This window comes from Neptuniibacter halophilus (genome assembly GCF_030295765.1).
GTDB lineage: Bacteria > Pseudomonadota > Gammaproteobacteria > Pseudomonadales > Balneatricaceae > Neptuniibacter > Neptuniibacter halophilus.
On sequence record NZ_AP027292.1, the window covers coordinates 1,926,077 to 1,939,677 of the forward strand.

The 13,601-nt window shown below is 50.4% G+C and carries 14 protein-coding genes and 1 tRNA gene; 7 read left to right on the top strand and 8 right to left on the bottom strand.

Annotation, left to right across the window (positions count from 1 at the left end):
* The first annotated feature begins 26 nt into the window (after positions 1–26).
* Complete coding sequence (locus tag QUD59_RS08905; protein WP_286240933.1) at positions 27–1,529, top strand: YifB family Mg chelatase-like AAA ATPase; 1,503 nt, start codon at positions 27–29, stop codon at positions 1,527–1,529.
* Between the two features lie 18 nt (positions 1,530–1,547).
* On the opposite strand, the gene QUD59_RS08910 is transcribed toward QUD59_RS08905, so the two are convergent.
* Positions 1,548–3,098 (bottom strand): putative bifunctional diguanylate cyclase/phosphodiesterase, encoded by a 1,551-nt coding sequence (locus tag QUD59_RS08910; protein WP_286240934.1) that lies wholly within the window; start codon positions 3,096–3,098, stop codon positions 1,548–1,550.
* Positions 3,099–3,497: 399 nt separating this feature from the next.
* Here QUD59_RS08910 and rep point away from each other — a divergent pair, with 399 nt between their 5' ends.
* Positions 3,498–5,507 (top strand): DNA helicase Rep, encoded by a 2,010-nt coding sequence (gene rep, locus QUD59_RS08915; RefSeq protein ID WP_286240935.1) that lies wholly within the window; start codon positions 3,498–3,500, stop codon positions 5,505–5,507.
* A 51-nt stretch (positions 5,508–5,558) separates the two neighbouring features.
* On the opposite strand, the gene QUD59_RS08920 is transcribed toward rep, so the two are convergent.
* Positions 5,559–5,978 (bottom strand): c-type cytochrome, encoded by a 420-nt coding sequence (locus QUD59_RS08920; RefSeq protein WP_286240936.1) that lies wholly within the window; start codon positions 5,976–5,978, stop codon positions 5,559–5,561.
* Positions 5,979–6,308: 330 nt separating this feature from the next.
* Here QUD59_RS08920 and QUD59_RS08925 point away from each other — a divergent pair, with 330 nt between their 5' ends.
* On the top strand, positions 6,309–6,554 hold the full coding sequence (locus QUD59_RS08925; protein WP_286240937.1) for a hypothetical protein: 246 nt from the start codon (positions 6,309–6,311) through the stop codon (positions 6,552–6,554).
* Positions 6,555–6,620: 66 nt separating this feature from the next.
* Positions 6,621–6,697 (top strand) — tRNA-Arg (locus QUD59_RS08930).
* Positions 6,698–6,958: 261 nt separating this feature from the next.
* On the opposite strand, the gene QUD59_RS08935 is transcribed toward QUD59_RS08930, so the two are convergent.
* Positions 6,959–7,522: a hypothetical protein gene (locus QUD59_RS08935; RefSeq protein ID WP_286240939.1), complete on the bottom strand. Its 564-nt coding sequence runs from the start codon at positions 7,520–7,522 to the stop codon at positions 6,959–6,961.
* 83 nt (positions 7,523–7,605) lie between these two features.
* On the opposite strand from QUD59_RS08935, the gene QUD59_RS08940 reads away from it, so the two are divergent.
* The 3 genes from QUD59_RS08940 (at position 7,606) to QUD59_RS08950 (ending at position 10,616) form a co-directional block, all read left to right on the top strand.
* The gene (locus QUD59_RS08940) at positions 7,606–9,117 is read left to right on the top strand and encodes a cadherin repeat domain-containing protein (RefSeq protein WP_286240940.1); all 1,512 of its coding nucleotides are present in this window, start codon (positions 7,606–7,608) and stop codon (positions 9,115–9,117) included.
* 118 nt (positions 9,118–9,235) lie between these two features.
* The gene (locus tag QUD59_RS08945) at positions 9,236–9,670 is read left to right on the top strand and encodes a helix-turn-helix domain-containing protein (protein ID WP_286240942.1); all 435 of its coding nucleotides are present in this window, start codon (positions 9,236–9,238) and stop codon (positions 9,668–9,670) included.
* Positions 9,671–9,953: 283 nt separating this feature from the next.
* Positions 9,954–10,616, top strand: a complete 663-nt coding sequence (locus tag QUD59_RS08950; protein WP_286240944.1) for an inovirus Gp2 family protein — start codon at positions 9,954–9,956, stop codon at positions 10,614–10,616.
* Between the two features lie 5 nt (positions 10,617–10,621).
* On the opposite strand, the gene QUD59_RS08955 is transcribed toward QUD59_RS08950, so the two are convergent.
* The 5 genes from QUD59_RS08955 to QUD59_RS08975 form a co-directional block, all read right to left on the bottom strand.
* Positions 10,622–10,852 carry a helix-turn-helix transcriptional regulator gene (locus tag QUD59_RS08955; RefSeq protein WP_286240945.1) on the bottom strand — a complete coding sequence of 77 codons (231 nt, stop codon included), beginning with the start codon at positions 10,850–10,852 and terminating at the stop codon, positions 10,622–10,624.
* The gene (locus tag QUD59_RS08960) at positions 10,849–11,409 is read right to left on the bottom strand and encodes a tyrosine-type recombinase/integrase (RefSeq protein WP_286240947.1); all 561 of its coding nucleotides are present in this window, start codon (positions 11,407–11,409) and stop codon (positions 10,849–10,851) included. Before QUD59_RS08960 ends, QUD59_RS08955 begins: the two co-directional genes overlap by 4 nt.
* Before the next feature lie 127 nt (positions 11,410–11,536).
* Positions 11,537–12,037 (bottom strand): RadC family protein, encoded by a 501-nt coding sequence (gene radC, locus QUD59_RS08965; RefSeq protein ID WP_434025548.1) that lies wholly within the window; start codon positions 12,035–12,037, stop codon positions 11,537–11,539.
* 14 nt (positions 12,038–12,051) lie between these two features.
* On the bottom strand, positions 12,052–12,867 hold the full coding sequence (locus QUD59_RS08970; RefSeq protein WP_286240948.1) for a DUF932 domain-containing protein: 816 nt from the start codon (positions 12,865–12,867) through the stop codon (positions 12,052–12,054).
* 211 nt (positions 12,868–13,078) lie between these two features.
* Positions 13,079–13,408 (bottom strand): hypothetical protein, encoded by a 330-nt coding sequence (locus QUD59_RS08975; protein ID WP_286240949.1) that lies wholly within the window; start codon positions 13,406–13,408, stop codon positions 13,079–13,081.
* Between the last annotated feature and the right edge of the window lie 193 nt (positions 13,409–13,601).

Consider the following 13,601-nt stretch of genomic DNA (forward strand, 5'->3'; position numbering starts at 1 on the left):
GCTGACACTTCCAAGGATGGAAGGTTATGTCACTTGCAATTGCACTGACCCGGGCTCAGGTCGGGATCAGTGCTCCACCGGTTTCGGTGGAGGTTCATCTCTCACCGGGCCTGCCCTGTTTTTCTATTGTCGGATTGCCTGAAGCGGCGGTGCGCGAAAGTCGGGAGCGGGTGCGCAGTGCCCTGATCAACTCCGGCTTTGAGTTTCCGCAACGTCGTATCACGGTTAATCTGGCCCCGGCAGACCTGCCGAAAGAGGGAGGGCGCTATGATCTGGCGATTGCCCTTGGCATCCTCTGTGCCAGTGCTCAGGTGCCTGAGCAGGCTTTATCCCACTATGAGCTGATCGGTGAACTGGCCTTATCCGGTAGTTTGCGACCTGTGAATGCTCTGCTGCCGGCGGCGCTGGCCTGCCGGGATGCTCAGCGTCAGTTGATTCTGCCTGTGGATAACGGTCAGGACGCACTGATCGCCTCCGGTTTAACGGTATTGCCAGCCGCGCACCTGTTAGCGGTTTGTGCACACCTCAGGGGGGAGTGTCTCCTGCAGCCCGCAGAACCACAATCGGGAGCGAATCAACCCGTTGTCGCAGGCCCTGACCTGTGTGAGGTGAAAGGCCAGCTTCAGGCGAAACGGGCCTTAGAGATTGCGGCTGCCGGGGGGCATAATCTGTTAATGGTCGGGCCTCCGGGCAGTGGTAAAAGTATGCTGGCGCATCGTTTACCCGGCCTGTTGCCTTCAATGACTGAGGCTGAACAACTGGAGGTGGCGGCTATTCACTCGCTAACGCAGAGTGCTGTTACGGGGCTGCCTCAGCAACGCCCTTTCAGGGCGCCACATCATACGGCCTCTTCTGTCGCACTGGTGGGCGGTGGCAGTCATCCGCGTCCGGGTGAGATCTCGCTGGCGCATCAGGGGGTAATATTCCTTGATGAGTTGCCGGAGTTCAGTCGTCAGGTGCTGGAGGTGTTGCGTGAACCTATGGAATCCGGCCAGATTCTGATTTCCCGGGCGGTGCGGCAGGCGGTTTTTCCTGCCGGATTTCAGTTGATTGCGGCGATGAACCCCTGCCCCTGTGGATATTTCTCGGATCCCTCCGGGCGCTGCCGCTGCAGCCCTGATCAGGTGCGTCGTTACCAGTCGAAAATTTCCGGGCCGCTGCTGGACAGGATCGATCTCCAGTTGAGTGTGCAGGCGTTGAAACGGGATGAGTTGCTGGCAGAATCAGAACAGAGCGAAACCAGTGAACAGGTGCGTCTCAGAGTTGAGCAGAGCCGGTTGCGTCAGTTGGCGCGTCAGGGGTGTCCGAATCAGGCGTTACAGGGGAAATTGCTGGAACAGTCATGTGCTTTGCAGGAGGAGGACCGGCAACTGCTGGCTTCGGCACTGGAACGATTGAATCTGTCTGCACGGGCTTACCATCGGGTGTTACGGGTGGCACGGACGGTGGCAGATCTGGCAGGAGAGGAAACACTGCAGCGGCGGCATTTGCTGGAGGCGCTCAGTTATCGTCTGACTGAGCTGAGCTGAGCTGAGCTGAGTGAAGGGTCAGACCGCTGCGGCACACTTCAGCAGGGTGTGCTGGAACAGATCAAAACTGACGGGCTTACTGAAGAAATAGCCCTGCACAAAATCGCACTCCTGCTCTACCAGAAAATCGAGCTGATGCTGCTCTTCGACCCCTTCGGCGATAACGGATTTACCCATGTTATGAGCCAGGTTGATGATCGCCCGGACAATCTCCGCATCATCGGCGCAGGTGGTGACATTGGTGATAAAGGAACGGTCGATCTTAATGGTGTCGATCGGCAGTTTCTGCAGGAGAGAGAAGGAGGAGTAGCCGGTACCAAAATCATCGAGCGAGAACGACAGGCCGGTCTCCGAGAGGCTTTGCAGACAGGAGATGACATGGTTCTGGTCATCGTGAAGGGCCGATTCGGTCAGTTCCAGCTCGAGAACACTGGTGTCTGCTTTGGTCTTTTCAAGTATCCGTTTAATGGTCGGAACCAGATTATCATCGCCAAACTGACGGAACGATAAATTAACCCCGATATGCTTCAGATCGATGCCGGAACTCTTCAGGCGGTTGATATCCATACAGGCCTGATGAATGATCCAGTAGCCTATCGGTACGATCAGGCCCATCTGTTCGCAGATCGGGATAAAGGAATCCGGGTAGAGCAGCCCCTTCTCCGGGTGCTGCCAGCGAATCAGCGCTTCGGCACCCTCAATCTGGCCATTACGCAGGTTGATCTGGGGCTGATAGTGCAGCACAAACTGATTACTGCGCAAGGCAAAGGCGATTTGCGGAGCCAGCTCTGAATAGAGATTGTCGCGGCTCTCCAGCTCGTTGCTGAAGAAGGTATAGCGGGTTTCGAACGCCTTTTTCGATTCCTGCCGGGCGACCACGGCACGGTGAACCAGTTGTTCTGCATCATCACCATGTTCAGGATAGAACGAGGCCCCGATGCTGCATTTGATCTGCACTTCACTGCGGCCGTAAACCACCGGCTGCATAATGCTGTTCATGATCTTCTGGATAATCTCTTTGGTAACGACGCCCGTGTCTTCATAGGCGGAGATATCCACAATAATCGAAAACTCATCGTTGCCCAGGCGCGCCGTGGAGGTCTTCTCCGATTCGATCAGAGAGAGCCGGCGCGCTAACTCCTCAACCACAATATCGCCATGGTGCTGACCGTATCGGCTGTTCATCGCCCGGAAATTATTGATATCCATGGAGATGACCGCCAGTTTGGTGCCCATTTTCTTGTTTTGTTCGAGCTTGGTTTCGAGCTCCCGATAGAAGAACTGACGGTTACCCAGCCCGGTCAGGCTGTCTGTGTCGCGCAGCTCCTGAATCAACTTCCGCTGTTCCGCGTTTTGCAGGGCATAACGGATAGAGCGGTTGAGGGTATCCTCAGAAAAGTTGCTCAGGGAGATATAATCAGTCGCCTTGGCCCGGAGCAGTCGCTCCCGTTCTACCGGGCTGTCCTTATCGATAATGCTGATGATGGGGACTTCGGGCTGGAAACTGTGGAATTTTTCGATGATGCCGGGGAGGGATTTTTTCAGTTGATTACAGGCGAGCAGGATCACATCACACTTATTTTGTTTCTGACTCAGTAGTCCGTCAGAAAACGAATGCGTGATGATCAGCCTGTACTTGCGTGTCGATTCAACCAGGGCTTGGGAAATACATCTGCTAATGCCGTCCACGTCAATAAGCAGAATGCTCTTCGGGCGATCAGACTGCTGCCTGAGGGCCTTTCGCATTGTTATTATTCCTTATCACCTAATCCGGGCATTTCTCGGCTTCCTTAAGCAGACATACATGCGATAATTAGCAGCGAGAGTGAATAAGCCTAACACTAAGCCATTACTGATTAAACGCTTATAAAACGCAGGGGCTCAGTTAACTCACTGTAAATGCTGTAAACAATTATTCGTTCAAGAACTTAATCGGCTTCAAATTTACATACTTTAGTAGTCTTTTATATGTCTCAGTTAAATGCACGGCAAAAAGAAGCTGTGGAATACATCAGTGGCCCCTTGTTGGTACTGGCAGGCGCGGGATCGGGTAAAACCAGCGTAATTACCCGCAAAATTGCTTACCTTGTTAACAACTGTGGTATCGCAGCCCGGAATATCGCCGCGGTGACTTTTACCAATAAAGCCTCCCGTGAGATGAAAGAGCGTGTTACCGCCCTGCTCGAAGGTGGCGACAGTAAAGGGCTGACCGTAGCCACTTTCCATAACCTGGGGCTGACCATAATCAAACGGGAGTATAAAACACTGGGGTTTAAGCCCGGTTTCTCCATTTTTGATGATCAGGATACCAAGGCGCTGCTGAAAGACCTGATGCTGCAACACAACGAAGAGACCGATCAGGTTGATTCCGTGCAGCACCAGATCTCTAACTGGAAGAATGAGATGCTGACCCCGCAGCAGGCGCTGACGCAGGCGCAACTGCCAGAAGAGATTCTCGCTGCCCGGGCTTATGAAGTCTATGAACAACACCTGCGTGCTTATAACGCGGTTGATTTTGATGATCTGATTCTGGTGCCGGTGCGTCTGTTTGCGGAACACCCGCAGGTACTTGAGCGCTGGCAAAACCGTTTGCGCTACCTGCTGGTGGATGAATATCAGGATACCAACCTCTCTCAGTACCGCCTGGTGCGACAACTGGTAGGCCATCGCGGTGCCCTCACCGTGGTGGGGGACGATGATCAGTCGATCTACGCCTGGCGTGGAGCCCGGCCGGAAAACCTGCATCAGCTGGAAAAAGATTACCCCAGCCTGAAAGTGGTCAAGCTGGAACAGAACTACCGCTCCACCAGCCGGATACTGCGTGCGGCCAACACCCTGATCGCTAACAACCCCCACATATACGAGAAAACCCTGTGGAGTGAGATGGGGCTGGGTGATCCGATCCGGGTGCTGCATACCCGCAATGAAGACGCCGAGTGTGAGCGGATCGCCATGGAAATTACCGATCTGCATCTGCGAAATGGTATCCAGTTCCGGGATATGGCGATCCTCTATCGCGGCAACTTTCAGGCGCGCTTGCTGGAGATGAAACTGCAGAACTATCAGGTGCCCTACAAACTGAATGGCGGCACCTCATTCTTCGCCCGCGCAGAGATCAAGGATCTGATGAGCTACCTCAAAGTGCTGGTCAATCCCGATGACGACAACGCCTTCCTGCGAATTATCAACCTGCCGCGCCGTGAAATCGGGCCGAGTACCTTGCAAAAGCTGGGGCAGTACTCCGTAGAGCGCCAGATCAGCATGTTCAGCGCCTGTGATGAGATGGGCCTTGAGCAGGCGATGCCAGCCAACGCGGTTGAGCGTCTGCGTCGTTTCTGTAACTGGATGCAGCATATCTACAAACAGTGTCATGTGGGGGATCCGATCGCTGCGATCCACGAGATGATCCGTGATATCGACTATGAAGGCTGGATCGCTCAGAACAGCTCCAGTGAAGCGATGGCTGAAAAACGGATGCAGAACGTCTGGTTTCTGCTGGATTCCCTCAAATCCACGCTGGAACGGCTGCAGGAAGATGACCCCGATGCCGGGATTCAGGAAGCGATCAACCGCCTGATGCTGATCGACATGCTCGACCGGCAGGAGGAGGAAGATGACTCCAACCGGGTTCAGTTAATGACCCTGCATGCCTCAAAAGGTCTGGAGTTTCCCTATGTCTTTCTGATGGGCATGGAGGAAGAGCTGCTGCCCCACCGCAACAGCATCGAAACCGATAACATTGAAGAAGAGCGTCGTCTGGCTTACGTAGGTATCACCCGGGCCAAACGTTGTCTGACCATCACACTGGCAAAACAGCGTAAACAGTATGGCGAAGTGCTGGACTGTATTCCCAGCCGCTTCCTCGATGAGTTACCCGCGGAAGATCTGGAGATAGAAGGCGCAGGTGAAAAGAACCCGATCCAGAATCAGAAGAAAGGGCAGGCCACCCTCAACAGTTTGAAAAACCTGTTCGACTGAATCGCAGGCACAAAAAAGGCCGCAGAAGCGGCCTTTTTTACTGCGTCTGAATTACTGAACGCTATCGATCATGTGCTGGATTGCGCCCTGCAGTTCTTCGTCAGAACAGTCAGCACACAGACCGCGAGGTGGCATTGCATTGATACCGTTGATCGCGTTTGCCAGCAGAGTCTCCATACCTTTGCTTCCACGATCAGCCCAGTCGGAGGTGCCGTACTTAGGTGCACCGGCTGCGCCAGTAGCGTGACAGCCTGCACACTTAGCAGTGTAAACTTCTTCAGCGGAGCGAGTGCCGCCGGCTGCTACAGGAGCCGCCGCAGCGCCACCGCAGCTATCATCGCCTTCGATACAAACGGAACCTACCGCCTTAATACGCTCAATCACAGCCTCGTCATTAGATGTCGCCTGTACGGATGCACTCAGTGCAACGCCCAGACCCAGAGCTACCAGTGCTGAAGTGATTTTTTTCACAGTCACGACCTCTCAATCAACCTTAAATTTGGATACGCAGCACGGCCTGTCAGGATGCCCGGCCCACCATGGGGATGCTCAGGGACGTAGGTTCAGACTCGACTGCTCAAAGTTTCACCGGCTGCGAATTATAGCGGTAAATAATCACAACTGAAATGGGGCTTTGATGGTGGGGGGTGATCTAACGCAGTTTTGGTGGGTATTTTTTCGTTATCCCTACAATTATTTGCAAAATTGCTCAGGCTCCGGGGGAAAAGCGTAGCTTTTAGAAAATGAAAGGAGTAAAAGAAGGTACTACTAAGGTCTAAAATAAAAACAGCGGTGTCCACCATGACCAGCAAGGGAATGTATGAAAACTGCGCCTGCCGTAAGCTCGAGGGTGAGCCCGATGGCAGCGTAAAGCTAACCCTGTTAAGCAGTATTCCGAATCAACGGATCTACCGTTGCTGTAACTGCCACTCTTTCCTCTCCTTTGCCGAAGACAACCAAACCTGGGAAGTGCTCCTGCAGGGCGATTTGGATACAGAACTACGCAACCTCTACGAAGTTGAGTCAACCCGGGAAACAGGTACTTAACTTTATAAAATACTTGGCGAATCCAAACGCTGCCGTTAGAATACCCCCCGCAAACACTTCTTGAGTGCGCCTGTAGCTCAGCTGGATAGAGTAGCAGGTTCCGATCCTGTTGGTCGGGGGTTCGAATCCCTCCAGGCGCGCCACTTTTTTATCCTATCTTTTTGATTTTATTGGTTTATTTTGTTTTTCTGGTTTCTTGTGCCCTAGGATTTACCCTAAAGGGAACCTGATACATATTTTTCAGTAAAAGCTTTTCAGGCAAGTTTGCTACTTTGTTGTGGCAGAGGTGCCCCATCACAAACTCAGAGGCGTTGAAGGGGTATACAACCAGCATGATTATCTCGAAGAGCGTAGAGCAGCACTTGAGGTATTAGCCAGCCGTATTTCTGCTTTGACATAGTGCTTCACAGAGGCTGGTTGTTAGAGGCTTGGCTTGATCTTTTATCCAGCAGCCTGCTTGCCTTTTTTTGATACTTCTCCTCAAGAACCTGCTTTTTCTCATTGAAAACTCTTTTTTCTTCCTTATGAGCCAGCTCTGAAAGGTTTTTTGCATTTCTCAATAGATTTTCAATCACCTCGGTTGGCCCTTTCTGCCAATTTCGACAGAGCTTATTCAAGCAGGAATAGGCTTCTTTAGATATGGTCAGGTGGATCACTTGCTTATTGAGTTTGTGCTTGTGAACGCGCCAAGCACCAAACATTGAGCCAACCCTCTTATTGGCTTCATCTGCTTTTGAGGATGAGCATATGTAGGAAATGATTCCGTTTTTACTTGCACTCAGGTCGTATAGGTCAGCATTTGGTATAGGATTGTTTCTCAGATATTGATCTGCCCAATGGCAGAGAAGTTCTTCTAATTTTGAGTGCTTTTCGAACCATTTCTCTGCTCTCTGTTTGAGTCTCTCTTGATCTGGAGAGAGAGTGGGATTCCTCGGATTCATTATTTCAATGCTCTCACTTTTTATCATTACTATAACGTTACTATAATGTTCTACATTTAACAGTATGTGTGGTACCTTTTTTCGTATATCTAGTGCGCAGGTGGATGTAGATGAACATAGATGCACACTCTGTTCTTCGTCTTCAAGTAGCAAAAAATAACGATACAAAAAATGCAGAGCTAATCTACGTAGGAAAAAATACTCATCGTACATTCAGTCTCCCGCCAGGCAGTGGATCTTTGATTCTCTTACCAGAAGAAAGGTTGGCACTATTTCGACTGATGTTAGAAGTGCAGGATAAAGGTGAAAAAGGGCTCAAGTGGACAGCTCGAGCCATAGCTGATTTATGTGATGCCAACCTTAAAACAGTGAGTTATTTGATTCGAAAATTGGTTCGTATTGATTTTATTGTTGCTGATATTTTGAGGTTAGAGATCGGAGGTGAGAGAACAGCGTATTTACTTTCCCCAGACTCAGTTAACTTGCTCCAAAAATCTGCATTTCTCGAGGGAGATCCAATTAGAGCCTTACAGCGGGAAGTGTTACTGCCTAAAGATGGGTATAACCCGGACAACAAGAATAGAGGAGGGTTTTCCAGGTCAAATAGATGGCTTCTGTCGGTATTGTTGGAATTCTCTGATCCTCAGGGTGTTGTAGATGATTTAAGTAGCAAGAGTCTACGAGAGCTAACGGGCTTCACTAAAGAGCGTTTAAGGTCACAGCTAAAACATCTTAGGTGTCTTGGGTTGCTCCATACGGTGGTTCCTGGAGTGTTACGTGATAGGGTCGTAGGTACTAAGCCACCGGTTTATTACCTTAATTTACGCCATCCTACTTTTGGCGCAGCTCGTCGCCCAGGGGTTATGATCTTATTCCGCCAAACGGAAAGAGCAGAAGATCATGTATTGCCGAACGCTGGTCAGCAGATTTTGGAAAAGGTGGAAGGATTGCCTGCAAGCGAAAAATCTCTAGGAAAGTTTGCAAGTTTCAAGGAGCTTCATTCATATGAGCACTTATTTTTTGCCGATGGGTTAAACAACTTTGTGTATCACCATCTTGAGAGTGTGATATGCCGTATGACATCTTTTCTGGTATCTGATTCAGGAAGAAGAGCACAATTCGGTAAAAAAATCGGGTTTGAGTTTTTATGTTCCATGCTTGATAAGCCAGATAAGCCAGATAAGCCAGATAAGCCAGATAAGCCAGATAAGCCAGATAAGCCAGATAAGCCAGATAAGCCAGATAAATCAAGACGCATAGTCGCATGTAACGTTTTATACAGAGCGGCAGAGATGCGGCTACTAGAACTACAGACACTCGTTCCAACAAAGATACGGTTGCACGCTAGCAGCTTGTTAGTGGTTCCCCTTGTTAGTAGCCCGATAGAGCGAAACCTGACACATGTAGTAGAAGTGTTTACTAACAAACAATCTGATACAGAATATCAATGTATTTCCATCACTATGGGAAAGGAGTGTAAAACAGAACGCTCTAATCTACTTACAGCTGAACAGAGGAAAGCTTTTGGTTTTATAGATGCTCAGATGCTAGAAAAAGTTAAGCAGCTAGGAGACCCCCTTTTTGATGGATCTCAGTCCAAGTCCGAAAACGATACTGGATAAGGTATCTTTTGCTTTCTTCGGTTTTGTCTCTTCGAGGTTTCAAATACCGGGCTCAACTGCGTGTAAAGCACATTGTATGAGCAGGGTTTAGTCACACGTAATGAAATAGGAGGCCCCAATGGAAGATCAATCGTTATCAATGGCTGACTTATGGATGCGGCGCTACGAGCAAGAGCATCCAGAGGTTCTGGAGCCTGGCTACTGGAAATCTCAACAAGATCAGTCAACAACCCTAGTAAATGATCAACAGGCCAAAACTCCGTCACTGCCGTCGAATAAGGGGGGTAATGCGTGTCTTTGGAACGGAACTGAAAGGAGAACAGGCGCAAAAACTCTCATTCGGTCCTTGGAACCGGTCGTCTTAGATGCAATTGATTTGCGTCGATCACTGAAGCTGACACAGACAAAATTTGCTCGTTGTTTGGGGATTAGTCCGCGTACTGTCAGTGAGTGGGAACAAGGCAGAAGATGCCCAAGTGGCGCTGCAAGGACTTTGCTTCATTTGGTGGTGCAACGGCCTGATTTTTTGAAGGAATTGAAACGATCACTGTAGCCGTTGAGTGAGAGTAGCAATGACAGATAAGTTGAGAGTGGTTGTTCCATGAGCATAGTGCACTGTTCCAATGGATTCGGCCTAAGGGTGCCGACAAATTTCGTTATTGCTCAATGCGGCACATGTCGGAATGGTATTATTACGATGCGCAGCAAAGGGATTATATCCAGCCCATTAAGGGCAAGGATATATATGGATCAATAACTTAGGGAGTAAAATTTTATAGGTAAGGATTCTTCTATAGACGAGTAAAGAACTCGACATTAACCATAGGAGATCCAAAATGTCTAAGACCAAGCTAACCAATCATGGCCCACTCAACGACCGCTACCTGAAACGTATGGAAGAAACGTTGCGGAGAGCATTACAGACTCACCCTCGCTTAACAGTAATAAGGATTGATTTGAGGCTTCCTGATAATGGCTGCTTCTCTGATAACCCTCTCGAGATTGATTCTCCCACATTCTTTATGAATACCGGTCCAAATCTATTGCAGGGATTCTTCTCATCGATCAAAGCTCAAATGGCAGCGGAGGAGTATGCAAAGGCGAGAAGGGGGATGAGGGTTCATGCATGTGAGCTGGAATATGTCTGGGTGAAGGAATACTCCACGAATCACAAAGCCCACTATCACTTAGCATTGATGTTCAACAAAGATCGCTACTTTCAATTAGGCAGTCACTGTGACCCGAATGCGCTTGGCTGGATGATCATTAAAGCTTGGGCTAGCGCGCTTGGTATTCATCCTGAGGACTGTTCGGCATTAGTTCATTTTCCAGAGAATGGGGTATATCACTTAAACCACAATGCTCCTCATGAAGAGTTCATGGCTAAGTTATACCCGTTACTGGTACGTCTGAGTTACCTGGCCAAAGAGAAAACAAAGATGTACGGAACAGGTCAGCGTAACTTTGGCTGTAGTAATCCAAAAAAGAAAAGGGGCTAAGCCCCTCAGCAGCCCATAATAGGGCTGCTTATATCCCGCTGGTGGGCCTTTTGTTCTATCCATTCCTGAACCTCACCTTCTATCCAGGCAATATTTCGCTTGCCAAGTTTGACGGGCTTTGGAAAGTTGTTATCAGAGCAGTACCTATAAATTGTTGAACGCGCCAGGCTGGTCATTGTCATGACGTGTCGTAGCTTCAGCAGTTTTAGTGTTGGAGATGATGTTGCTGGGTTCATAGCTCTAACTCCTTGAAGTCGCGGTCGACCTCGTCTTGGGTGATACCGATGTAACGCAATGTCACGCTCTCAGAGCTATGCCTGAGCATCTTCATTACACGCGCAATATCCTTTGTGGATTTATAAAGGTGATAGCCCCGTGTTTTTCGCATGGAGTGGGTTCCAAGTGATATTCGGAGTTCCTCACCTATCGATCCAAAAGCCTTACTGACAGCACGTCGAGAGAGGGGGCGGGGTGTTCGATTGGTGGATTGAAGGTTTCGGTATGACTGGAACAGATAGATGTGATGGGGATGATCCTGATGAATTCGCTGAATGATCTTCAGGGCTTTGGGGTTTAAAGGGATATTGGCTTGTTTTCCTGTCTTTTGTTCTCGGAGGACCAATCGGTCCTCCTTTATGTCGCTGAACTTAATTGAGAGCAGATCGGAGATCCGCAATGCCAAGTTCAGTCCGATATTCCAGATGTCGGCCATCTGCTGACTATGCCGTCGGGTGAGCAAGTGGCTAATCAGGCAGATGGTCTCTGGATCTTTGACGGCATGCACCTCTGTCATGGTCAGGTTCCTTTTTTCAATTGAAATGGGGAATTTGGGAATTTAGACGGGCCCCTTCGTGCTGAGCCCAGTATTCATGCGGGTTGGTAAGTTCCCAAAATGACAATATGGGAACTTCGGTTGAGGGTCAGAGTAAGCCGCGTTGAGCGAAGGACACTGGCTGCGTTGCTCCTACCACGATGTGGTCCAGCACGCGAACATCGATCAGCGACAAGGCGGCTTGTAGCTGTTGCGTGATCTGGCGATCTGCCAGGCTGGGCTCAGGATCACCGGACGGGTGGTTATGCACCAGGATGACCGCCGCCGCATTGAGCTTCAGACATTCCTTAACCACTTCGCGAGGATAGACGCAGGCCGCGTTGAGCGTGCCGCGAAACAGTTCCACAAAGGTGAGGATCTTGTTGCGGTTATCCAGCATCAGCAGCGCAAACACCTCATGCTCATAATCGAGCAGTAAGGTTTGTATCGCTCGATGCACTTCGTCCGGATTATTGAGGGCTTGTCCTTTGGCGAGCCGGCGGCGGGCAATCATTTTGGCGAGGTGAAGTAACTCGGCTTCCGTGACCGCATCGGGTACCACATAGGTACCCGGTTTCTCACCCGCCATCAGTTGTACGGTTTCCATCATGGTTGCTCCTTCAGTTAGGCTGCCATTGATTCGCCCTTCAGGGCCGCGAAGTGTTCTGTCAGTTTCCAAAGCGCTCGGTTAAGCCGCACGTCTTCCGTGACTGAACGAATGGGGCGGGTACGTGTGCGGCGTCCTTGGCTGGAACGTCCGTGTAAGCCGCCTTTGAGTAGGTTTTCTTGGGTACGGTTAAAGACATGCCAGAGGTCGGGATCACGGTCTTCTGAGCGTCGAGCCTGAAGAAGGGTGTCCGGAGATACGGGGCTGGCATTCACCCAGTCCTCTCCGTAGCGCAACGTCAGGGCGGATTGCGCGAAGAGTTGTGCTTCATCCGGTGAGAGTCTCAGTGATCGGAAGCGATCAACGGAGGAGATGATCACGGGGGCTTCATCGATGAGGGCGATGGAGCCTTCAAGAATGTCATCCACAACTTGGCAGCCATGCCGCACTCTGATCCCACCCATCTCGCCGATGGGCGTTACCATGCCGTTGCTGCAGACCAGCCTGAACAAACCGAGGTCTAACTGATACGCACTGCTTCGATCATGGCTGTTGCAGAGTACGAGTTCGGCAACGGAATCACCGACGTGGATCTGCCGATCCGGATCTTGACGAAACCTCACCATATGACGAGCAACCGAGCGTCGTTCGGGTAACCGCGACATCGTTTGTTGCGCGCGGACGGGGTACCAGCCCTCTTGTTGTAAGGACTTGACCACCTCAATGGTGGGCACAAAGCCATAACGGTCTGATACCTGGCTATCGGGCGTGTCCGCAAAAATAGCGGGTGCGTTACGGTAAAGCTGGTTTTCTGAAAGGATATGCATGGTCATGGGTAAACTCCTAATAAGCGGCCACAGCCAAGCACTCCCATAGAGCGCATTGGACTGAGGCGATGACTTGGAATAGGGGAAGTCGCTGTGCGCTTTCTATATATCAGGGCATAAAACCGGCCGACGCCGGAGTATTTCTTGGGGGGATAAGTCTTTGTTGCTGAATTTGATCGGAATGGTATTAAAGGTGAAAGGGTGATGGGGCTTGGAGTTACTCGTCGCTGCGAAAGGTTTGGCCGCAGTCAGTACATTCCAGATCATCAAGAATGTGCTCATCCAGCTTCTCCCCAATCTTTGAGCCTGCCAAGGTACCGGTGACACCACCTGCAAGCCCGCCGAGCAGTGCGCCGGCAAATCCGCCGAGGGCAATTCCGACAGGGCCTCCAACGGCACCAAGGGCCATTCCCGTGCTCGCACCTGAACTGGCGCCTGCAATTCCGCTAGCGGTGCCCGCCACCCCGCCTGTAATACCGCCTACGTTACGCCCTTTGTGACGATGGACAACAGACTCTGATCTGCAATTTGGACATGAATATGACATGGATAGGGTCTCCTGAGATGAAGGTAGAACCAGGCTGGTGGCCTGGGAAAACAGAATGGGGCTGTTCTCAGGAAGGTGATATATGTCTGAAAATCTTTTATTTAAGAAATTGATTGTGCTTGATATGGCGACAATTCTACCGGGAAGGTCAATGATGTCGCATCAAGGAAAAAGTGAAGGAAGTTATCTTAGA